The 21,120-nt window shown below is 63.1% G+C and carries 19 protein-coding genes; 12 read left to right on the forward strand and 7 right to left on the reverse strand.

Annotation, left to right across the window (positions count from 1 at the left end; translation table 11 throughout):
- Positions 1-35: 35 nt before the first annotated feature.
- Complete coding sequence (locus ASD64_RS04475; protein ID WP_056101583.1) at positions 36-986, reverse strand: AEC family transporter; 951 nt, start codon at positions 984-986, stop codon at positions 36-38.
- A gap of 367 nt (positions 987-1,353) precedes the next feature.
- Here ASD64_RS04475 and ASD64_RS04480 point away from each other — a divergent pair, with 367 nt between their 5' ends.
- Positions 1,354-1,902, forward strand: coding sequence for a histidine phosphatase family protein (locus ASD64_RS04480; RefSeq protein WP_056101259.1), 549 nt, complete (start codon positions 1,354-1,356; stop codon positions 1,900-1,902).
- On the opposite strand, the gene ASD64_RS04485 is transcribed toward ASD64_RS04480, so the two are convergent.
- Positions 1,899-2,336, reverse strand: a complete 438-nt coding sequence (locus tag ASD64_RS04485; RefSeq protein ID WP_056101262.1) for a GFA family protein — start codon at positions 2,334-2,336, stop codon at positions 1,899-1,901. The two genes, ASD64_RS04480 and ASD64_RS04485, sit on opposite strands and share 4 nt — an antisense overlap.
- 177 nt (positions 2,337-2,513) lie before the next feature.
- On the opposite strand from ASD64_RS04485, the gene ASD64_RS04490 reads away from it, so the two are divergent.
- The 5 genes from ASD64_RS04490 to ASD64_RS04510 all read left to right on the forward strand — a co-directional run bounded on the left by ASD64_RS04490 (position 2,514) and on the right by ASD64_RS04510 (position 7,471).
- Positions 2,514-2,792, forward strand: a complete 279-nt coding sequence (locus ASD64_RS04490; RefSeq protein ID WP_056101265.1) for an acyl carrier protein — start codon at positions 2,514-2,516, stop codon at positions 2,790-2,792.
- Between the two features lie 63 nt (positions 2,793-2,855).
- Positions 2,856-4,040, forward strand: coding sequence for a beta-ketoacyl-ACP synthase (locus ASD64_RS04495; protein WP_056101268.1), 1,185 nt, complete (start codon positions 2,856-2,858; stop codon positions 4,038-4,040).
- Positions 4,041-4,067: 27 nt separating this feature from the next.
- Entirely contained in the window at positions 4,068-5,339 is a 1,272-nt protein-coding gene (locus ASD64_RS04500; protein ID WP_056101271.1) for a beta-ketoacyl-ACP synthase, read from the forward strand.
- A gap of 111 nt (positions 5,340-5,450) precedes the next feature.
- The gene (locus ASD64_RS04505) at positions 5,451-6,479 is read left to right on the forward strand and encodes a zinc-binding dehydrogenase (RefSeq protein WP_056101274.1); all 1,029 of its coding nucleotides are present in this window, start codon (positions 5,451-5,453) and stop codon (positions 6,477-6,479) included.
- A gap of 8 nt (positions 6,480-6,487) precedes the next feature.
- On the forward strand, positions 6,488-7,471 hold the full coding sequence (locus ASD64_RS04510) for a lipid A biosynthesis lauroyl acyltransferase (RefSeq protein WP_056101277.1): 984 nt from the start codon (positions 6,488-6,490) through the stop codon (positions 7,469-7,471).
- Positions 7,472-7,787: 316 nt separating this feature from the next.
- On the opposite strand, the gene ASD64_RS04515 is transcribed toward ASD64_RS04510, so the two are convergent.
- From ASD64_RS04515 to ASD64_RS04530, 4 genes are all read right to left on the reverse strand, one after another.
- Positions 7,788-8,714, reverse strand: coding sequence for a dimethyl sulfoxide reductase anchor subunit family protein (locus tag ASD64_RS04515; RefSeq protein WP_056101280.1), 927 nt, complete (start codon positions 8,712-8,714; stop codon positions 7,788-7,790).
- Between the two features lie 38 nt (positions 8,715-8,752).
- Entirely contained in the window at positions 8,753-9,514 is a 762-nt protein-coding gene (locus tag ASD64_RS04520; protein WP_056101584.1) for a 4Fe-4S dicluster domain-containing protein, read from the reverse strand.
- A complete protein-coding gene (locus ASD64_RS04525) occupies positions 9,511-12,357 on the reverse strand; it encodes a molybdopterin oxidoreductase family protein (RefSeq protein ID WP_056101283.1) in 2,847 nt (948 codons plus the stop codon). Before ASD64_RS04525 ends, ASD64_RS04520 begins: the two co-directional genes overlap by 4 nt.
- 126 nt (positions 12,358-12,483) lie before the next feature.
- Complete coding sequence (locus ASD64_RS04530; RefSeq protein ID WP_056101286.1) at positions 12,484-12,915, reverse strand: L,D-transpeptidase; 432 nt, start codon at positions 12,913-12,915, stop codon at positions 12,484-12,486.
- A 207-nt stretch (positions 12,916-13,122) separates the two neighbouring features.
- On the opposite strand from ASD64_RS04530, the gene ASD64_RS04535 reads away from it, so the two are divergent.
- The 5 genes from ASD64_RS04535 (at position 13,123) to ASD64_RS04555 (ending at position 19,718) form a co-directional block, all read left to right on the forward strand.
- Entirely contained in the window at positions 13,123-14,400 is a 1,278-nt protein-coding gene (locus tag ASD64_RS04535; protein WP_056101289.1) for an acetylornithine deacetylase/succinyl-diaminopimelate desuccinylase family protein, read from the forward strand.
- A gap of 123 nt (positions 14,401-14,523) precedes the next feature.
- Positions 14,524-16,002, forward strand: coding sequence for an ABC transporter substrate-binding protein (locus tag ASD64_RS04540; protein ID WP_056101292.1), 1,479 nt, complete (start codon positions 14,524-14,526; stop codon positions 16,000-16,002).
- A gap of 268 nt (positions 16,003-16,270) precedes the next feature.
- Positions 16,271-17,218, forward strand: a complete 948-nt coding sequence (locus ASD64_RS04545; RefSeq protein ID WP_056101295.1) for an ABC transporter permease — start codon at positions 16,271-16,273, stop codon at positions 17,216-17,218.
- Positions 17,215-18,084, forward strand: a complete 870-nt coding sequence (locus ASD64_RS04550; RefSeq protein WP_056101298.1) for an ABC transporter permease — start codon at positions 17,215-17,217, stop codon at positions 18,082-18,084. Before ASD64_RS04545 ends, ASD64_RS04550 begins: the two co-directional genes overlap by 4 nt.
- Positions 18,081-19,718: an ABC transporter ATP-binding protein gene (locus ASD64_RS04555; RefSeq protein WP_056101301.1), complete on the forward strand. Its 1,638-nt coding sequence runs from the start codon at positions 18,081-18,083 to the stop codon at positions 19,716-19,718. Before ASD64_RS04550 ends, ASD64_RS04555 begins: the two co-directional genes overlap by 4 nt.
- Before the next feature lie 60 nt (positions 19,719-19,778).
- On the opposite strand, the gene ASD64_RS04560 is transcribed toward ASD64_RS04555, so the two are convergent.
- Positions 19,779-20,210 (reverse strand): TerB family tellurite resistance protein, encoded by a 432-nt coding sequence (locus ASD64_RS04560; RefSeq protein ID WP_056101305.1) that lies wholly within the window; start codon positions 20,208-20,210, stop codon positions 19,779-19,781.
- A 116-nt stretch (positions 20,211-20,326) separates the two neighbouring features.
- On the opposite strand from ASD64_RS04560, the gene ASD64_RS04565 reads away from it, so the two are divergent.
- Positions 20,327-21,112 (forward strand): TSUP family transporter, encoded by a 786-nt coding sequence (locus ASD64_RS04565; RefSeq protein ID WP_056101307.1) that lies wholly within the window; start codon positions 20,327-20,329, stop codon positions 21,110-21,112.
- Positions 21,113-21,120 lie beyond the last annotated feature (8 nt).

Consider the following 21,120-nt stretch of genomic DNA (forward strand, 5'->3'; position numbering starts at 1 on the left):
TCTGCGCCCAATATAAGCGATAGGCCAGCGCAAATCTAACCAAACACGTGAGAAGCGATCATCACCCAGGCAGTCGTGGTCAGGACCGCAAAGGCCGTGGACAACGTCATCTGGCTTGAAGACAGAGCCTGTCCTGTGCCGAATTGCGTGGCGATCAGATAGGAATTGACGCCCGCCGGCAGCGAAGCGCCGATCACCGCGATCTTTGCGGTAAGCGGCGGCAGGCCGAAAGCCAGGGCAAGCGCAAGGGCCACGGCGGGCATCAGCACCAGCTTGGTGACGGACAGCGACAGTGCCGCGCGCAGATTGCCCGAAATACCAAAGGCGCTCAGTTCGGCTCCCATGGCGAAAAGAGCCACCGGGCCGGCGATATCGGCCATCACGTCGACGAGCCTTGTGCCCAGCCCCGGCAATTGCAGTCCCGTCATACGCCAAGCAAGCCCAGCCAAGATGCCGATAATGAGCGGGTTGGCGAAGATCTTGCGCAGAAAGGTGATCAAAACCCGTACAAAATTCATGGGCTCGCCGTCGGTGCGGCCAAAGCTTTCGAACATGATCACCGATGCCATCATTACGACCGGCAAATGGACGGCGATGAGCAGCGACAGGATATCCACGCCCGGTTGGCCAAGCACGCCGAATACAAACGGAATGCCGAGCAGAACGAGATTGGAGAAGGAGCAGGACACTCCACCGACCACCCCTGCCCTGGCATCGCGGCCGAATATGCGGGTGGTGATCAGGTGGCCGACCGTCCAGGCGGTTGCAATGGCGCAGAAATAGGCCCCCCAAAGCGCCCAGGGCGCGGACCCATGAAAATCGACCTTGGTCATGGTGCGAAACAGAAGCACCGGCATGGCAATGCCGACGGCAAACTCGGCAAGCACCTCTCCGCTGCCCGCCTTCAGATATCCGCTCAAGGCAGCGACATAGCCCAGCGCAACGAGGCCGAAGACGAAAAAGACAGTTTCGGTGACGGGAGACATGAACTTCCGGAAAGGCAACGCGGCGATAAAGGTCGGGGCAGCAAAAAGGGCGGCCGAGCCAGCGCATAAATCCCAACTATCGAGCCCGAAAGCAACCACATATCCGATCGGATCAACAAACAGTCGAGCCAAGGTCGTGGACTTATGAATGTGATCGAAACGGCGCCGGAAACGGGAAGTAGATGCGAGGAGAAGCGCGACGGGAGATATGGTTCATCGTCCCAGCGGTTCGGCGCGGCAGCTTGCAGCCGTTCAGGTGTCCGCAGGATGTGGGCCACGACTTGGGGCAGATGCTGCTTGTTTTTCCGATTGCTTTGCAGTCCCTATATGTCCTGAACCGGCAACCGGGCCGGAAACGGGACTGCTCATGCAACGATTTCTCATCGCCTTTCTGCTTTTCATGCTGCCGCTTTCGGCACACGCCACCGATGCCGGCTGGGCGGCCTTGCGCGATGGCGGCCATGTCGTGTTGCTGCGCCATGCCATGGCCAGCGGCAGCGCAGAACCGGCCAATTTCGACATCGACAAATGCAACACCCAGCGCAACCTGTCGGAACGCGGCAAGCAGCAGGCGCGCAAGCTCGGCGCCCTGTTCGGTGCGCGCGCAGCCCCCATCGAGCGCGTCCAGTCGAGCCGTTACTGCCGCTGCCTCGACACCGCGCGCATCGCCTTCGAGGCGGAGGCGGAGGCGTTTCCCGCGCTCGACCCGATGAACGGCGACGAGGCCGAGAAGACCAAGCAGAAGGCGGCGATCATGGATGAAATCCGCGCCTATTCAGGCTCGGACCTGCTGGTCATGGTGACGCATCTGGAGAACATCCAGGAGCTGACCGGGGTGTCGCCGCGCGAAGGCGAAGCGGTGATCGTGAAACCGCAGGGCGAAGGGTTGCGCGTGCTGGGGCGGGTCGTCTTCTAGCATCCAACGCTCTGAAACCTGAGCACGCCGATAATGCCATCGCCCTTCTGCCCGTTTCCATCGGACGGGTGATTTACGCCGTCCGTGACCGGCACGTCTTCAAAATCGAACGGGCTGACGCCCTCGAGGCAGGCCGTGTTGACGCCATACTGGCTAGGGTCGGAGCGGCGCTGGTGATGGGTGTAGATGCCGCAACGGGAGCAGAAATAGTGCTTCGCCGTACCGGTGTTGAACTGGTAGAGCGTGAGCATCTCCTGCCCCGCCAGCATGTGAAGGTCGCCTAGCCTTGCGGTTACGGCCACTGCGCCACGCATGCGGCAAAGCGAACAGGTGCAGCGGCGGGCGGAATGCAACCCTTCCGACAGGCGGACATGGAAGCGTACAGCCCCGCAATGGCAGGCGCCGTCGAACTCGGTTGCATCCTTATCGAGCATGACATTCTCCCGTTCTTAACCTTGCGTCACCATAACATGGCGATGCCCACTGCCGGCATTTGAACCGGTGGCCGGCTATAGTTACGCCACATTCGGCCTTTTCCTGCCCGGGAAAACCGATTAGACAGCGCCAAACGCCCGAACACAGGTTTCGCGAGCGAACCGAAGGAAAAGCCCTTGTCCACCACTTTCGAAAAAGTAGCCAAGATCATCGCCGACACCAGCGAGATCGACATCGATACGATCACGCCAGACAGCCACACCATCGACGACCTGGGCATCGACAGCCTCGACTTCCTCGACATCGTCTTCGCCATCGACAAGGAATTCGGCATCAAGGTGCCGCTGGAGAAGTGGACGCAGGAAGTCAACGACGGCAAGGCTTCGACCGACGAGTACTTCGTCATGAAGAACCTGTGCGCCAAGATCGACGGACTGGTTGCCGCCAAGGGCTGATCCATCCGTTTCGCAGGCGGCAACCCCTTGACGCCTCCCGCCGCCTGATCCACCAAGAGCCACATGAACGCCCACGACGTCGTCATCACCGGCATCGGCCTTGTTTCTTCCCTGGGAGAGGGCCCTGAAAATCATTGGCGCAAGCTGACCACGCCGGGCGTCAAGCCTGTGCTGGAAGCGGAACGATTCGCGCCCTATACCGTCCATCCCCTGCCCGAGATCGACTGGAACCTGCAGATCGCCAAGCGCGGCGACCAGCGCCAGATGGAGACGTGGCAGCGGCTCGGCACCTACGCCGCCGGCCTGGCGCTGGACGATGCGGGCATGAAGACCAATGAAGCGCTTTGCGCCACCATGGACATGGTGGTGGCGGCAGGCGGCGGCGAACGCGACGTTGCGGTCGATTCCGACATACTTGCAGCCTCGGAGCAGCGAAGCGACCGCGACGTGCTGCTCAACGAGAAGCTGACCACCGAACTGCGTCCGACGCTGTTTTTGGCGCAGCTGTCCAACCTGCTGGCCGGCAACATCTCGATCGTCCACAAGGTCACCGGTTCGTCCCGCACCTTCATGGGCGAAGAAGGTGCTGGAGTGTCGGCCATCGAAACCGCGGCTGCGCGGATCCGTTCCGGCCAATCCACGCACATGCTGGCGGGCGGCGCCTTCCAGACCGAGCATGCCGACATGCTGCTCGGCTACGAGCTTGGCGGCTATCTGCATCGCGGCGACTGGAAGCCGGTGTGGCAGCGGCAAGGGGCGGAAGGCGGCGGCGTGGTGACCGGATCCGGCGGTGCATTCCTGGTGCTGGAGAGCCGCGAACATGCCGAAAAGCGGGGCAGCAGGATCTACGCCACCCTGGGGCCGGTGCTTTCGGGCCGCTCGCGCCGTGCGCGCGGCGAACTCAAGGCCGGGATCGAGGCGCTGCTCGATGAAGCGCGACTGCCGAACGGCGAGTTGCTCGCCATTTCGGGCGCATCCGGCAGCCACAAGGCCACCGCTGCCGAGAAAGCCGTTTTCGATGCAGTGCCCGGCATTGCGGCACGAGGCTTCTCGACGCTGACCGGCCACATGAAGGAAGCGCAATTTCCCTTTGCCGTGGCGCTGGCGGCGCTCGCCGTCCACCACAACGCGGCCTTGCCGCCGTTCGAGGCGAGCGAGCGGGCTTTTGCCGGCGCGACGCAGACCGTACTGGCAACGGCCATCGGCTATCACCATTTCGAGGGCATGGCGCTGGTCAGCGCCCCATGACTGGAAACGCGGCCTGAGGCTTAAGCGATGACAAAATTCACCGATCATCTGGGCAGACCGGTCGTCGCCGTCACCGGCATCGGCCTGGTCACGTCGCTCGGCAAGGGCAAGGCCGAAAACTGGGCAGCGCTGACGGCCGGCCAATCCGGCATCCATCCGATCACCCGCTTTCCGGTCGATCATCTCAACACCCGCATTTCGGGCATGGTCGACTTCCTGCCTTCCAGCAGCAAGGGGGCGAGCGCCCTCACCTATGAACTGGCCGAGACCGCGGCGCACGAAGCGGTTGCGGAAGCCGGCATCGGGCTTGAGGATTTCGGCGGGCCGCTGTTTCTCGCGTCCCCTCCGATGGAACTCGACTGGCACGACCGCTTTGCCCTTTACAACAGCGGCAAGGAAACGCCGGCGCCCGAGCGCCTGCTTGAAGTGGCGCGCGGCCTGAATTCGCTCGACATGTTCGAAACCTCGCAGTTCGGCTCGATCGCCGACCGGCTGGCGGACCGCTTTGGCACCACCGGGCTGCCGATCACGCTCTCCACCGCCTGCGCATCCGGCGCGACCGCCATCCAGCTCGGCGTCGAGGCGATCCGGCGCGGCGAAGCAAAGCGCGCGCTGTCGATCGGCGCCGACGGCTCGGCAACGGCGGAGGCGCTGATCCGCTTCTCGCTGCTCTCGGCGCTTTCGACCAGCAACGACGTGCCGGAAAAGGCGTCGAAGCCTTTTTCCAAGGACCGCGACGGCTTCGTGCTGGCGGAAGGCTCAGCCGCGCTGGTGCTGGAATCACTGGAAGCCGCACTGGCGCGCGGCGCGACCGTGCTCGGCATCCTGCGCGGCTGCGGCGAAAAGGCCGACGACTTTCATCGCACCCGCTCGAAACCTGACGGTTCGCCCGCCATCGCCGCGGTGCGGGCAGCCCTTGCCGATGCGGGCTTGAGCGAGGACGAAATCGACTACATCAACGCGCACGGCACCTCGACGCCGGAAAACGACAAGATGGAGCACATGTCGCTGTCGACGGTATTCGGCGAGCGCATCAGCCGCATCCCGATCTCCTCCAACAAGTCGATGATCGGGCATACACTGTCCGCAGCCGGGGCCATCGAAGCGGCTTTCTCGCTGATGACGATGCGCGAAGGCATCATCCCGCCGACCATCAACTACGACAATCCCGACCCGGCAATCGCGCTCGACGTGGTGCCGAACGTGAAGCGGCAAGCCAAGGTCGGCACGGTTTTGTCCAACTCGTTCGGCTTCGGCGGCCAGAACACCTGCCTTGTCATGGCGCGGGAACCCGGTTAAGCGAGGCACGACAACCGCCACGCCGGATCGAGACGTGCCATCGATTTTCTCCCCCTCCGGCCTGCCAGAGGGGGGTGTTTTCATCCGCCTCCAACACGAGGTTTCCATCTGATGCGCGCTTTGCAACTCATTGCCGACCGCCGGCTCGAAGCAGTCGACATTCCCGCGCCTCCCGCACCGGCGCTGGGCGAAGTGACGCTCAGGATCAAGGCGGTAGCGCTCAACCATATCGACGTGTGGGGCTGGCGCGGCATGGCGTTCGCCAAGCGCAATCTGCCGCTCACCATCGGCGCGGAAGCATCGGGCGAAGTCGAGGCCGTCGGCCCTGGCGTGTCCAACCTTATGCCCGGTCAACTGGTGTCGATCTATGGCGCGCGCACCTGCGGGCTTTGCCGCGCCTGCCGCGAAGGCAGGGACAATCTGTGCGAGCATGTTTCGGGCGTGCATGGCTTTCATCTCGACGGATTTGCGCAGGAGAAGATCAATTTGCCCGCGCGCCTGCTGGTTCCTGCACCGCCAGGCGTCGATGCCATAGGCGCTGCCGTCGCACCAGTGACGTTCGGGACGGTCGAACACATGCTGTTCGACAATGCCAGACTGGAGCCGGGCGAAACGATTCTCGTGCATGCCGGCGGCTCGGGCATCGGCTCGGCAGCGCTGCAGCTTGCCAAGAAAATGGGCTGCACGGTGATCACCACCGTCGGCTCCAACGACAAGATCGAGAAGGCCAAGGCGCTTGGCGCCGATCATGTCATCAACTATCGCGAGGACCGCTTCGAAGGGGTGGTGCGCAAACTGACCAAGAAGCGCGGCGTGGACGTCGTGTTCGAACATGTCGGCGCCGACACCTGGGCGGGCTCCATGCTGTCGCTGAAGCGCGGCGGCCGGCTCGTGACCTGCGGTTCGACTTCGGGCGTCTCGGCCCAAATGAACCTGATGCAGCTTTTCCAGCAGCAGTTGAAACTGCTCGGCTCCTTCGGCTGCCGCATGGAGAACATGGCCAACGCCATGCAGAAGATGGCGGCCGGGCTGGTCCATCCCGTCATCGACACGCAAGTCGATTTCGAGGGCATCGATGCGGCGCTGAAGCGCATGGAAGGCCGCGACGTGTTCGGCAAGATCATCCTCACGGTCGGCTGAGGCGCGGTTTGGCTCCCGGCCCTCTCGGCAAATTGCGCCGCGACCTCAAGTTCGGTCTCGGCCGCCGCTCCCGCAACGCAAAGCACTGGCTGACGGCCAGGCTGGCGATGACGGTGATCGGGGTGCTGCGCCTTTTGCCGCCGGACAAGGCCTTGAATTTCGCCGACCGCGCGGCACGGCGCGTCGGCCCGCTGGTCGGTCGCCACCGGGTTGCGCTCGACAACCTGCGCCAGGCCTATCCGGAAAAGAGCGAAGCCGAGATCAAGCAGATCGCGCTCGACATGTGGGGCAACATGGCCCGCCTCGGCGCGGAATACATCTTCCTCGACCAGTTGTTCGATCTGGATCCGAAGGCGACGACAGCCGGACGCATCGAAATTTCGGCTGCCAGCATCGAGCACTTCGAAAAGATCGCCGAAGACGACAAGCCGCATATCATCTTCACCGGCCATCTCGGCAATTTCGAATTGTTGCCGGTGGGTGCGGCGGCCTTCGGCATGAAGATTACGGCGCTGTTTCGTCCACCCAACAATCCGTACATGGCCGAATACATCCAGTCGATGCGCCGTTCGAACATGGGAGCGCTGTTGCCGTCATCGACCGGCGCCTCGTTCGCGCTGGCCGCGATCCTCGAAAAAGCCGGCAATATCGGCGTGCTGGTCGACCAGAAATTCATCAGCGGGCTGGAGACGACGTTCTTCGGCAGGCTGTGCCAGACCAATCCGCTGCTCGGCATGCTGGCACGCCACTATGAATGCGACGTCTATCCGGCCCGCTGCGTGCGGTTGCCTGACAACCGCTTCCGGCTGGAGATCGAAGACAAACTCGTGCTGCCACGCGACGCCAAGGGCACCGTCGATGTGCATGCGACGACGCAACTCATCACCGACGTGGTCGAGCGCTGGGTGCGCGAAGACCCCGGCCAATGGATGTGGTTCCACAAACGGTGGCAGTTGAGCGGCCGCCGCCGCACCTTGCGCGGACGCAACTGAGCGTTTCGCGCCTGCGCGCCTTCCTTCACGCGTTTCCGAAGCCGGACTGTTGAAAACAGTTGCACTGTCGCGAAATTTCGCGCGTACTACGTCTTATGACGTAACGGAAGATATGCTTGTGGAGGACAGGCAATGACGACCGGGATTGAAAAGCAGCCGCCGACAATGCTTTGGACGCCATGGGGTGGGCAAAGAATCTTGCAGCCGGGCGAGAAGTTTGCTGCCCTGCGGGTGCTCGCCAGGAAACTGCGGACTGGCCGCAGGGCCAGGGCCCTGCGCAAACAACCAGCGAATTGAATAGTTTACGTTTCTTCGCTCATTCGCCGTAATAATTCATGACGGCGTGACGCGCTTCGGCGAAAAACAACCAGCGCTCGGCAAGCACGCCGACTACATGCGAAAGCATGGCCGCGATTGCCAGACCTGCCGCGAGAAATCCGGACGCTTGTCCGGCGACTGAAAGAACAAGCAACGTCAGAGCCGGCACCACGCCGCCCAGAACGACTGCGATGGTCCACAACTTGCCGGCATGCTTGCGGGCAATCTTGAAGCCCATCTCACGGGTCAGGTAGTTCTCGGTCATATGCGGCCGCTCGAACAGCCGCACCTTGCCGATGGCTCCCAGACCGGTTGCGGTTTCAGGCGTCGAGATCGGTACGAGCGCCTGCATGTTTCGACGCCACGCAGCTTTGACGGCCCATGCCGCTGCAAGCGCCGCGATTGCCAGCCAAGCCAGAAGAGAGGTGTTTCCTGCCCCTGCAAAGCCAAAGGCGCTCGCGACGACGAGGCCGCCGGCGGCGGAGAAGAGAAGGTAGCTGGCCGGCGTCAACGGCGTGTGCCAGGCCTGCACGGATTTGAGCGAGGTGTAGATCATCGCCGTGCAAAACACCGTGCCGAGGCTGAGCAGCGAGCCGGCGAGACCAGGCAAGGCCAGATAACGGCTTTCGATCACGCTGGCCCAAGCCGACCAGACAAGCGGCACGAAGGTGACGATGGCCATCACGCCCTCGCGCGACAGCCAGCTTGAACGCCATTGCGAAAGCGCCCGCCATGCGCGCTGAGGATTGCCGAGATGCAAGGTCGAGGCCAGCAGGCCGCCGGAAATCAGCACCAAAGCAAGGATGTAAGCGGCCTTCGCGGCAAGCGCGGCAGGATCGAGCAAGCCGAGCCCGAGGACGGCCGCAAGCCCATAGCCGAGCCCTGACAGCGTGGTGAAGACGATGATCGAAGGCGCGGGATGCATGGGTCAGGCGGCCTTCGTGCGCGATGATTCCGGGAAAGTCATATCCTGTCCAGCATGTCGTCGAGCCAGGCGAAGAAGCCGGTCGCGCCGGTGGTGTCTTCCCTGGGCAGCGGTGGCGTTGCGGAGAGCGCCGTGCGCGGGCGCGGCGGCAGATATTTGTTGACGGGGCGGGTGCCCTGCTCCGGCATGAGGTCGATGCCGCCGCGTTCGGCAACCATGATCGACACTGCCGAATGCGGGTCCGAAAAATCGCCGAAATGGCGTGCATTGACCGGACAGGTACGCACGCAAGCCGGTTGGCGGTCGACCTCCTCCAGCGTCTCGTTGTAGATGCGGTCGACGCATAGCGTGCATTTCTTCATGACGCCGGCGGCAAGGTCCATCTCGCGCGCGCCGTACGGGCAAGCCCAGGCGCAAAGACCGCAGCCGATGCACATATTCTCGTCGACCAGCACGATACCGTCTTCGGCGCGCTTGTAGGATGCGCCGGTCGGGCAGACTGTGACGCAAGGGGCGTCGTCGCAATGCAGGCAGGATTTGGGGAAATGGACGATGCGCGCATCACCCGCCTCGCCAACCACTTCGCCGCCTTCTGGCACCACTTCGAATGTGTGCACGCGGTTCAGCCAGGCGCCGGAGACGTCGGCTCCGTAAGGGGCCTGATCCGAAAGCGCCGAGCCGTAGCCGCCGGTGTTCCACTCCTTGCAGTTGACCACGCAGGCGTGACAGCCGACGCAAACGTCGAGATCGATGACAAGGCCGAGCTTCTTTGGCGGGGAAACGGAGGGGAGAGAGGTCACGACGTCCACTCCTGCCCATAGCGCAGTTCATCGGGATGCGGCTCCGGGCCGGGCCGCGCCACGGCGGGGAATTGCGGCTCGCTGTTCGACGCAGGATCGGCCTTTTCGATGCGGACGCGAAGGTCGTACCAGGCGGCCTGGCCGGTGATCGGATCGGAGTTCGACCAGCGCATGCCGTCTTCCCGCGGCGGAAGAAGCTCATGGATCAAGTGATTGAGCAGGAATCCTTTTTTCGCCTCGGGAGCGCCCTTGTCCAGGCCCCATGCGCCCTTGCGCTTGCCGATGGCGTTCCACGTCCACAGCGTCGAGGAATTGACCGCTTCCATGCGCGCGACCTCGACCTTGATGCGGCCGTGGTGGGAAATCACCCAGACCCAGTCGCCGTCATCGAGGCTCAGTTCATCGCACAGAGGACCCGGCACATAGAGCGGGTTTTTGGTATGGATCTGGCGCAGCCACGCATTCATCGAGCCCCAGGAATGATACATCGCGGCGGGCCGCTGCGTGATCGCGTGATAGGGGTATTCGGTGCGGTCGATCAGCGCTTCGCCGAGTGGGCGATACCAGTCCGGCAGCGGATCGAAGGCTTCGAGGATGCGCTGGCGATGCGTCTGCGGCGCATGCGGTTCGCGCAGGCCCTGCGCCGACAGGCGAAATTTCTGCAGCGATTCCTGATAGAGCTGGAAAATCACCGGCTGGGGCGTGTCGAAGAAGCCCATGCGCACGGCAAAATCCTGATAGGCCTGATTGGCGTGCTTGAAGAACTGCGCTTCCATCGGGATATGCGTGGAGAAGAACGAGCCGTTGTCGATGTAGCGCTTCAGTTGGTCCCGATTGGCGGCACCGCGCCCTGCCCGGTCGCCGTTGGAGCCGCGAAAGCCGGCCAAGGGACCGATGCCGGGCCGGCGCTCGTGGCGCACGATATAGTCGGCATAGTCCTTGTAGAGCGGCTTGCCGTGGTTGTCGGCAAATCCGGGCAGTCTGAGGCGGGCGCCGAGATCGATGAGCACGCTCTGGAAAGCGCGCACGTCGCGGTCGGGCTGAAGGACCGGCCAGCGTATGGCATCCTGTACGGCGTCCGGCTCGGAGATCGGCCGGTCGAGCAGGGAGATGCAGTCGTAGCGCTCGAGATAGGTGGTGTCCGGCAGGACCAGGTCGGCATAAGCGACCATTTCGGAAGCGTAGGCGTCGGAATAGATGATCTTCGGGATGCGGTATTCGCCGGTTTTCTCGTCCTTGTCCTCCAGCATCTTGATGACGCCGGCGGTGTTCATCGACGAGTTCCACGCCATGTTGGCCATGTAGAGGAACAGAACATCGACCGGATACGGATCGCCGGCGTGGGCATTGGCGATGACCATGTGCATGGCGCCGTGGACGGCAAACGGGGCATCCCACGAAAACGCCTTGTCGATGCGCGTCGGCTGGCCGTCGGCGTCGATCAGCATGTCTTCCGGTCCGCGCGGGAAGCCCAGATGCGGCCCCGACATCGGCTTGTTGGAGCCGAAATGCTCGGCCCGGCCATGCGGGGTCGGATGCGCCCCGACCGGTTTCGGATAAGGCGGCTCGAAGCGGAAGCCGCCGGGGCAATCGACCGCGCCGATCAGCACCTGCAATATGTGCAGGGCGCGCGTCGTCTGGAAACCGTTGGAATGAGCGGAGAGGCCGCGCATGGCATGGAAGGACACCGGGCGGCCGATGTAGGCCTGATGGCGCTCGCCGTTGGTGTCCGTCCACGGCTGGTCGATGCTGATTGCCTCATCGAAGGCGACGCGGGCGATCTCGGAAGCGAGGCCACGGATGGTCTCGGCTGAAATGCCGGTCTCGGCGGCGACGTTCTCGGGGGCGTATCTTTCGTCCAGATATTTCTCTGCGAGCAACTGGAAGGACGGAACGGCAAAACGGCCGTCCTCAAGCCGGACGCGTCCGGACAGCGCCGCCCGCGCGCCCCTGGTGCCGAAAGGCACGACCTGCTCCGTCACAGTTTCATGGATGAGCGTCTTGCCCTCGCCGTCACGGGCGAACAGGCCGTGATCGGCCGTGCCGGGTGCATCGATCACCAGCCAGGTGGCGTTGGAGTAGCGGACCAGATAATCGACGTCGATCTTGCGCGCTTTCAGAAGCTCATGGACGACCGACAGGATCATCAGCCCGTCGGTGCCGGGGCGGATGCCGATCCAGTTGTCGGCCACGGCCGAATAGCCGGTGCGCACCGGATTGACCGAAACGAAGCGCGCACCGCGCTGCTTCAGCTTGGCGATGCCCATCTTGATCGGGTTGGAATCGTGATCTTCGGCAACGCCGAACATGACGAACAGCTTGGTGCGGTCCCAGTCAGGCGCGCCGAATTCCCAGAACGCCCCGCCGATGGTCATGATGCCGGCGGCGGCCATGTTGACCGAGCAAAAGCCGCCATGGGCGGCATAGTTCGGCGTGCCATATTGCTGCGCCCAGTAGCCGGTCAGCGATTGCGACTGGTCGCGCCCGGTGAAGAAGGCAAGCTTCTTAGGATCGGTGTTGCGCACCTCGCCCAGCCAGCCGGTGGCGATGGACAGCGCCTCTTCCCACGAGATTTCCTGGAACTCGCCGGAGCCGCGCGGGCCGACGCGCTTCAGCGGCGCGCGCAGACGAGCCGGCGCATAATGCTGCATGATGCCGGCCGAACCCTTGGCGCACAAAACGCCCTTGTTGACCGGATGATCGCGGTTGCCCTCGATGTAGCGGATCTTGCCGTCCTTGATGTGGACGTTGATGCCACAACGGCAGGCGCACATGTAGCATGTGGTCTTGCGGACTTCGTCGGCAACCGGCCTTGAAAGCGCAACCCGCTCCCTGGGTTTCATCGGCAATGCTCTCCTCGCCGTGACTCGTAGCGAGGTGCGCTCAGAAAGGGAATGCCAGAAACAAGCAATTCAAGGCAAACTTTTCCCAATCAGAAGCGCCATTTGAGCATGACGATCCGCCTGCCCTCAGTTGGTGACGACAATACGCGTATTGCCCATGCCGACCTCGCGCACCAGCGAATAGAAGGTGGCCGCGTTGGCGGTTTGCAGACGCACGCAGCCGTGCGAGGCCGGACGCCCCAGTTGCTTGACCGCACCGGTGCCGTGGACGGCGTAGCCGCCATGGTAGAAGACGGAATAGGGCATCGGCGACATGTCGTATTTGCGCGAATACCACATCTTGTGCATGCGCTTGGGCCGCCATGCGCCACGCGGCGTCACGTAGCCGTTGCGGGCAGTCGAGACCTTCCACCTGTAGAGGACACGGCCCTGCCGGCTGACGGTCATCGTCTGCTTTGAAATGCTCACTCGTGCTTCGATATTTCCGGCCCAGGATGAAACGGGCGCCGCAAGCAGCATCGCCGCACACATGGCTGCCATGAGAATGGTCTTTTTCATCAGATCATGCCCCTTCCGGTCCGCTGCCTGCAAACTGTCGATGGCTGCGGTGGTCTTCGCCTTGCGGGACGATAGGGGTGAGTCCTTGCGAAATTGCTGACAGAACGATTGAAAATTTGAAAGATTGCCCGTTTCGGTTGTGCGGCACGGGCAAGGCCTATGCGTTGCATCTTGCAAAGCGGTAGCGATCCCTGCTCAATTCAGGCCATGAACGAGCGACTCTTCAAAGCCGTCGAGGCTCGCCGCGACGAAGTCGTGGCGCTGACCGCCGACCTGATCCGTTTTCCGACCGTCAATCCGCCCGGAGAGGCGTACACGCCCTGCGCCGAATATGTCGGGGCCTATCTGAAGAAATGCGGTTTCGAGACCGAGTTTATCCGCGGCGAAGGCGCGCCGGGCGACACCGACCGCTATCCGCGCACCAATGTGGTGGCGCGCTTCGACGGGCGCGTGCCCGGCCCTTGCGTTCACTTCAATTCGCATATCGACGTGGTCGAGGCCGGCGACGGCTGGAGCGTCGATCCGTTCGCGGGGATCGTGAAGGACGGCAAGGTTTACGGACGCGGCGCCTGTGACATGAAGGGCGGGCTCGCCGCTTCGATCATCGCGGTGCAGGCCTTCATGCAGGTCTATCCGGATTTTCCGGGCGCAATCGAGATATCGGGAACGGTGGACGAGGAATCCGGCGGCTTCGGCGGCGTCGCGCATCTGGCCAAGCTCGGCTATTTCTCCAAGCCCAAGGTCGACCACGTCATCATTCCGGAACCGCTGAACAAGGACCGCATCTGTCTTGGCCATCGCGGCGTGTGGTGGGCCGAAATCGAGACCAAGGGCGAGATCGCGCACGGCTCGATGCCGTTTCTGGGCGACAATGCGGTGCGCCACATGGGCGCCGTGCTGCAGGCCTTCGAAGACGAGCTTTTCCCGGCGCTCGAGCGCAAGACCACCCGCATGCCGGTGGTGCCGGAAGGGGCGCGGCGCTCGACCATGAACATCAATTCCATCCATGGCGGCCAGACGGAGGATTTCCGCCCCGGCCTGCCCTCGCCCAACGTTCCCGATTCCTGCCGGTTGACCATCGACCGGCGCTTCCTGCTGGAAGAGGACATCGACACGGTCAAGAGCGAAGTGATCTCGATCCTTGACCAGTTGAAGCGCGAGCGGCCCAAATTCGACTACGACATTCGCGACATCATGGAAGTGCAACCCACCATGACCGAACGCGGCGCGCCGGTGGTCAAGGCTATCGCACAAGGCATCATGGATGTGTTCGACAGGGAGCCGGATTATGTGATTTCGCCCGGCACCTATGACCAGAAGCACGTCGCGCGGCTGGGCCACCTTTATGATTGCATTGCCTACGGCCCCGGCATCCTTGACCTGGCACATCGTCCCGACGAGTGGGTCGGCATCGACGACATGGTGGAATCGGCCAAGGTGATGGCGGCAGGATTGAACGTTCTCCTGCGCGGCGGGGCGCAATGACGAAGGCAGGGACCGCTTGGCCTGATCGATCTGCCGCAACGCACAATATCGCCGCGGGTAAGGATTTACTCGGCTGTCGATCCGCGCTTTGATCCGACCGCCTCGGGAATTGGGAGTCGACCGATGAAATCATGGAAATCGTTTCTTGCCGCCAGCGCATTGACCCTGGCGTTCGGCACGGCAGCATTTGCGGCGCGCACCGACCTCGTGATCGGCATTCCGCTCGAGCCGCCGCATCTGGACCCGACCGCAGGTGCAGCCGCAGCAATCGACGAGGTGCTCTACGCCAATGTGTTCCAAGGCCTGACCCGGATTGGGCCGGCCGGCGAAGTGTTGCCCGATCTTGCCGAAAGCTGGACCATTTCCGACGATGGCAAGGCCTACACGTTCAAGCTGCGCACCGGGGTCAAATTTCATGACGGCACCGACTTCAACGCCGACGACGTGAAATTCTCGCTCGACCGGGCTCGCGCCGATGACTCCGTCAATGCCCAGAAGGCGCTGTTTGCCGCGATCGATACTGTCGAGGTGGTCGACCCGGCCACGGTGAAGGTGTCGCTGAAGACCCCGCAAGGATCCTTCCTCTACAATATGGGCTGGGGCGATGCGGTGATGGTGGCGCCCGAATCGGCCGCTACCAACAAGGAAAAGCCGATCGGCACCGGCCCCTTCAAATTCGATAGCTGGGCCAAGGGGTCGGCGATCAAGCTGGTCAAGGCCGATGGCTATTGGGGCGATCCCGTTTTCCTCGACAAGGCAGAATTCCGCATCGTGCCGGACGCGGCGGCCGCCGTGCCGGCACTGCTTTCCGGCGACGTCCAGGCCTTCCCGTTCTTCCAGCCTGACGGCGTTGCCCAGATCGAAGGCGATCCGCGCTTCAAGGTGGTGGTCGGCGCGACGGAAGGCGAAACGCTTTTGTCGATCAACAACAAGAAGCCGCCCTTCGACCAGCTCAAGGTCAGGCAGGCGATATCCTACGCGCTCGACCGCAAGGCGATCATCGACGGCGCATCGGCCGGGCTCGGCACACCGATCGGCTCCCACCAGTCGCCGGCCTCGAAAGCCTATGTCGACCTGACCGGGGTCTATCCGCATGACGTGGCCAAGGCCAAGGAACTGCTGAAGGAAGCCGGATTCGAAAACGGCATCAAGGCGACGCTGAAACTGCCACCGCCCTCTTACGCCCGGCTTGGCGGCGAAATCATCGCCTCGCAGCTGCGCGAGGTCGGCATTGACCTGGAGATCATTCCGGTCGAGTGGGCGCAGTGGCTCGACCAGGTGTTCAAGCAGAAGGACTACGATCTCACCATTGTCTCGCACACCGAGCCGAACGACATCGATATCTATTCGCGCAAGGACTATTACTTCAATTACGACAACCCTGCCTTCGACAAGGTGATCGAAGAACTCAACCTCACCTCGGACGAGACCAAGCGCAACGAGTTGCTGGGCGAGGCGCAGAAGATCCTGGCCGACGATGCCGTGGTCGGCTTTCTCTACGAACTGCCCAAGGTCGGCGTGTGGGACGCCAAGCTGGAGGGCATGTGGCAGAACGCACCCATCCAGGCTAACGACCTGACCAAGGTGAAGTGGGCGGATTAAAACCAGACGGACCGCGAGGTTTGCGTTCCTCCCCACTCCCCTGTGTCCTGCCGGGCATCTCCCCCTCAAGGGGGGAGATTGGCGGTTTTTTCAACCGCTCCATTCCTTCAGCGGTGAGGATTTCTTCTTCCGCAACATTGGCGATTGGCGAATGCCGGACGGCTGTTCCGGTCTCCCCCCTTGAGGGGGAGATGCCCGGCAGGGCAGAGGGGGGTGGGAAGGAGCGCCGCATAGGTAATTTCACGCAAGCCGCTCTCTTGCGCCGCCCATGAGCGCCTATCTCGCCAAGCGCCTGGGGATTGCCGCCGTGACGCTGGTGCTGGCGTCACTGGTGGTGTTTTCAGTGCTGGAGATCGTGCCCGGCGATCCGGCCCGCCTGATGCTGGGCATGAATGCCAGCGATGCGCAGGTCGAGCAGTTGCGCGACCAGATGGGCCTCAATGCGCCGCTGATCGTGCGCTATCTCGACTGGATCGGCGGGCTGCTGACACTCGATTTCGGCCGCTCCTACACCTATTCGGTGCCGGTAATCGACCTGGTTGCGGAGCGCATTGCGGTGTCGCTGCCGCTGGCGCTGGTTGCGCTTACGCTGTCGACGGCCATCGCCATTCCGGTCGGCCTCTATTCAGCCAGCCGGCGCGGAGAGGCCGGGGATGCGGTGGCGATGGGTGCCGCCCAGCTTGGCGTTGCCATACCCAATTTCTGGTTCGCGCTGATGCTGGTCTATCTGTTTGCGGTGTGGCTGCGCTGGGTTCCTGCCGGCGGCTTTCCCGGATGGAGCGCTGGCATGTGGCCAGCGCTGAAGTCGCTGCTGTTGCCCGCAGTGGCGCTGGCGCTGCCGCAAGCGGCGATCCTTGCCCGCGTCACACGCTCGGCGCTGATCGAGGTGCTGAACGAGGATTATATCCGCACCGCGCGCGCCAAGGGCATGCCTTATCGGGCCGTTTTGTGGCGGCATGCGCTGCGCAACGCGCTGATCCCGGTCGTCACCATTATGGGCCTGCAGTTCGCTTTCCTGCTTGCCGGCACCATCATCATCGAAAACGTGTTCTATCTGCCTGGCCTTGGCCGGCTGGTGTTCCAGGCCATCACCCAGCGCGACCTGGTCGTGGTGGAGAGCGTGGTGATGCTGCTGGTCGCCACCGTCATCGCCGTCAACCTCATCGTCGACCTCACCTACGCGATTGTCGATCCGCGCCTGCGGAGCCGGTCATGACGGTGCCGGCGCAATTGCCCGACGATGGCGTGGCTAAATGGATCGGCAAGGCGTTCGCCAACCGCTCGTTCCTGGTCGGCTTCCTCATAACGCTCACGGTCGCCGTGGTGGCGCTCGTTTCGTTCCTGTGGACGCCTTACGACGTGACCAGGCTGATCATCGCCGACAAGACGCAGGCGCCATCACTTACGCATTGGTTCGGCACCGATCATTTCGGCCGCGATATCCTGTCGATGATCATGGTGGGCGCGCGCAATTCGATTGCCGTGGCGCTGGTGGCGGTCGGCATCGGCATGGGCATCGGCGTACCGCTCGGCATGTTCGCGGCGGCGCGCGGCGGGCTGGTCGACGAAGCGCTGATGCGGTTGAACGACCTCGTCTTCGCCTTCCCTGCCCTGTTGTCGGCGATCATGATCACCGCCATCTTCGGGCCAGGCGCAGTCAACGCCATCATCGCCATCGGCATCTTCAATATTCCGGTGTTCGCGCGCGTGGGCCGCGCCGGCGCGCTGTCGATCTGGCCGCGCGAATACATCCTTGCCGCGCGCGCCGCCGGCAAGGGCAAGGCCCAGATCACGGTCGAGCATATTTTGCCCAACATCGCCAACCAGTTGCTGGTGCAAGGCACGATCCAGTTCGCTCTCGGCATCCTGGCCGAGGCCGGGCTGTCCTATCTCGGGCTGGGCGCACAACCGCCGATGCCAAGCTGGGGCCGCATGCTGTTCGACGCGCAGACGCGCATGGTGATCGCGCCATGGATGGCGCTTGTTCCCGGCATGGCCATTGTCATAACCGTCCTGGGGCTGAACCTGCTCGGCGACGGCATCGCCGACATCCTTGACCCGAAATCCAGGCGGCGGCGATGAGCCTTCTGGAGATCGAGAACCTGACGCTGTCGATCGGTGAAGCGCCGATCCTGAAGGGCGTGGAGCTTTCCGTCACGCCGGGCGAAGTGATGGGGCTGGTGGGCGAATCCGGCTCGGGCAAGTCGATGACGGCGCTGACGGTGATGCGGCTGTTACCGCACCTTTCGCGCATGGCTGGCCGCGTCACCTTCGACGGCATCGACATCCTTGCCGCCAGCGAAGACCAGATGTGCGCGCTGCGCGGCGACGACATCGGCATGGTGTTCCAGGAGCCGATGACGGCGCTCAATCCGGTAAAGACCATCGGCGAACAGGTGGCAGAGGGCATTCGCTGGCATACGCGCGCAAGCCGGGCCGAGGCTGAGGAGCGGGCGCGCGCGATACTGGATCGCGTTGGCCTGCCGGAGAGCAAATTTCCGCTGTCGCGCTATCCGCACGAATTGTCCGGAGGTCAACGCCAGCGCGTCGTCATCGCCATTGCCTGCGCGCTGAAGCCGAAGCTTCTGATCGCCGACGAGCCGACGACGGCGCTGGACGTGGTGCTGCAGGCGCAGGTGCTCGACCTGTTGCGCGATCTCGTCGCCGAAAACCACATGGGACTGCTGTTGATTTCGCACGACCTCGCCGTCGTCACCGAAATGGCCGACCGCATCACGATCCTGCGCCATGGAGAGGTGATGGAAGCGGGCGACACGGCGCGGGTCCTTTCCGAGCAGGTACACCCCTATACGCGGCAACTGGCGCAAGCCTCCGTGCATGTGCCGGCACGAGCGCGCGCCGACCCTCCCCGCAAGGACGAGGGACCAAGCGCGGTCCCCCTCCTGCGCGTCGAAAACCTTTCCCGCCACTACCCCGGCCGCCGCCTGTCCCTATTTCGGCGGGGCGAGCCTACGAACGCCGTTGATGGCGTCTCCTTCTCCATGATGCCGGGGCAATCGGTGGCGTTGGTCGGCCGCTCCGGCTGCGGCAAGTCCACGCTGGCGCGCATGGTGCTGGCGCTGGACAGGCCGTCATCGGGGGAAATCCGCTTTCGCGGCGATGCGTTGACGGGCAAGAGCGAAGCGGACCTCAAGCCGGCCCGGCGCGACATGCAGGTTGTGTTCCAGGATCCCTACGGTTCGTTCGATCCGCGCCAGAAGGTGGAACGGCTGGTGGCGGAACCGCTGCATGTGCTGGAAACCGCGCCGACGCGCGCCGAGCGGCGCGAAATGGTGGCGCATGCGCTGCATGAAGTAGGCCTTGCAGCCTCCGACATGGACAAGTATCCGCATGAATTTTCCGGCGGCCAGCGCCAGCGCCTGTCGATTGCGCGCGCCATCATCACGCGGCCAAAGCTTGTGGTGGCGGACGAGCCGGTTTCGGCGCTGGACGTGTCGATCCGGGCGCAAATCCTCGATCTCTTCGCCGAACTGAACGGCAAACTCGGCGTGGCCTATCTGTTCATTACCCACGATCTCACGGTGGCGCGCGCCATCACCGACGAAGTGATGGTCATGCACGAAGGCCGGATCGTGGAGCGCGGCAAGACCGGTGAAGTGCTCGACCATCCGCAGTCGGACGCCGCCCAGGAGCTGGTCGCGGCGGCACCCGACCTGCACCGGGCAATTGCGAGGCGCCTGCAGGAACAGGGGTAAGCCCGCCAATGCCGAAAGCGACTTGAAACCCCTTACGCCCGTTCGATTCCGGGCGAGGCCTCAATCTTCCGGTTTCACCGCATCGACCGGGCTGATACCGAGGATATCGAGCGTGCGGCGAAGCAGTTTCACCTCGCTTTCGGCCAGATGCCGGTCGGCTCTGGCGATCTCGACCATGTGGCGGGCGAGCAGTTTGCGCCTTTCCACCTCGAGGTCCTGGAACGACGCCATTGCCTGCGAGCCGGAGGTTTCGTAGCCGGAATCGTTGAGGTAATCGATGACTTTGTCGATGCTTGATTCGGGAATACTGAAAGAATCCCGACAGATACGGTGGAATGTTTCCATCTCGCTTTCGCTGACCGAGCCATCGGCGAGGATCATGCGAAACAGTATCAGGAGTTCGGCCGACAGCACCGGATCGTCAGCGACCTTGCGCACGCCGGGGTCGCCATCGAAGATCGAACGTATCTGGTCCAGCAAAGCAAATGCCATCGGCGCTCCCTTCCTTCATGTGGCTCAATAGTTAGCGCACAATCGCCATTGCGCAATCCGCACCGCCATGATGGAACACAAATCATCTTCCCCCTCCTCCGGTAACCTCCTTCTTGATGTTCGAATTCGCTTCCGAGACCGTCGCGCTGCTGATGCTGGCTGCTTTTGCCGCCGGTTTCATCGATTCGATTGCCGGTGGCGGTGCCCTGATCGGCATCCCGGCTCTTCTCCTGGCGGGAATTCCACCGGTTTCGGCGCTTGGCACCAACAAACTCCAGGCGCTGTTCGGGTCCGGTTCTGCAACGCTTGCCTATGCCTCCAAGGGCCATGTCGACCTGCGCAAGCAATTGCCGTCGGCCGTCGTGGCCGCGATCGGCAGCGCCATCGGCGCGCTGGCGGCAACCGCCGTGCCCGCCGATATGCTGGAGGCGGCGCTTCCCGTCGTGTTGATCGCAATCGCACTGTTTTTCGCCGTCAAGCCAAGAATGAATGACGTCGACCGCGCCCGACGCATGACGCCGTTCCTGTTCGGCCTGACGGTGGTGCCGGTGCTGGGGTTCTACGATGGAATCTTCGGCCCAGGCACCGGTTCCTTCTACATGCTGGCCTTCGTGACGCTCGCGGGCCATGGCGTACTCAAGGCGACGGCGCACACCAAGTTTCTCAATCTCGCGACCAATATCGGTGCTTTGATCGTCTTTGCCCTTGCTGGCGCAATCTACTGGAAGATCGGACTGGTGATGGGCGTGGCACAGTTTTTTGGCGCACGCCTTGGCGCCTTGCTCGCGATCCGCGTCGGCTCCCGCCTCATCAAGCCCGTGCTCGTCGTCGTTTGCTTCGCACTGACGGTGAAACTGCTGGCCGATCCGACCAATCCGCTCCGCGCAACGCTCGGCATTTAGGGCCAGTA

It is taken from the genome of Mesorhizobium sp. Root157 (assembly GCF_001427385.1).
Lineage (GTDB): Bacteria > Pseudomonadota > Alphaproteobacteria > Rhizobiales > Rhizobiaceae > Mesorhizobium.

Bases quoted from the DNA above. Each gene is read 5' to 3' on its own strand.
- ASD64_RS04480 (WP_056101259.1), top strand. From the start codon at position 1,354: ATGCAACGATTTCTCATCGCCTTTCTGCTTTTCATGCTGCCGCTTTCG.
- ASD64_RS04495 (WP_056101268.1), top strand. From the start codon at position 2,856: ATGAACGCCCACGACGTCGTCATCACCGGCATCGGCCTTGTTTCTTCC.
- ASD64_RS04535 (WP_056101289.1), top strand. From the start codon at position 13,123: ATGAACGAGCGACTCTTCAAAGCCGTCGAGGCTCGCCGCGACGAAGTC.
- ASD64_RS04540 (WP_056101292.1), top strand. From the start codon at position 14,524: ATGAAATCATGGAAATCGTTTCTTGCCGCCAGCGCATTGACCCTGGCG.
- ASD64_RS04500 (WP_056101271.1), top strand. From the start codon at position 4,068: ATGACAAAATTCACCGATCATCTGGGCAGACCGGTCGTCGCCGTCACC.
- ASD64_RS04530 (WP_056101286.1), bottom strand. From the start codon at position 12,915: ATGAAAAAGACCATTCTCATGGCAGCCATGTGTGCGGCGATGCTGCTT.
- ASD64_RS04545 (WP_056101295.1), top strand. From the start codon at position 16,271: ATGAGCGCCTATCTCGCCAAGCGCCTGGGGATTGCCGCCGTGACGCTG.
- ASD64_RS04525 (WP_056101283.1), bottom strand. From the start codon at position 12,357: ATGAAACCCAGGGAGCGGGTTGCGCTTTCAAGGCCGGTTGCCGACGAA.
- ASD64_RS04475 (WP_056101583.1), bottom strand. From the start codon at position 986: ATGTCTCCCGTCACCGAAACTGTCTTTTTCGTCTTCGGCCTCGTTGCG.
- ASD64_RS04515 (WP_056101280.1), bottom strand. From the start codon at position 8,714: ATGCATCCCGCGCCTTCGATCATCGTCTTCACCACGCTGTCAGGGCTC.
- ASD64_RS04555 (WP_056101301.1), top strand. From the start codon at position 18,081: ATGAGCCTTCTGGAGATCGAGAACCTGACGCTGTCGATCGGTGAAGCG.
- ASD64_RS04560 (WP_056101305.1), bottom strand. From the start codon at position 20,210: ATGGCATTTGCTTTGCTGGACCAGATACGTTCGATCTTCGATGGCGAC.
- ASD64_RS04565 (WP_056101307.1), top strand. From the start codon at position 20,327: ATGTTCGAATTCGCTTCCGAGACCGTCGCGCTGCTGATGCTGGCTGCT.
- ASD64_RS04485 (WP_056101262.1), bottom strand. From the start codon at position 2,336: ATGCTCGATAAGGATGCAACCGAGTTCGACGGCGCCTGCCATTGCGGG.
- ASD64_RS04505 (WP_056101274.1), top strand. From the start codon at position 5,451: ATGCGCGCTTTGCAACTCATTGCCGACCGCCGGCTCGAAGCAGTCGAC.
- ASD64_RS04550 (WP_056101298.1), top strand. From the start codon at position 17,215: ATGACGGTGCCGGCGCAATTGCCCGACGATGGCGTGGCTAAATGGATC.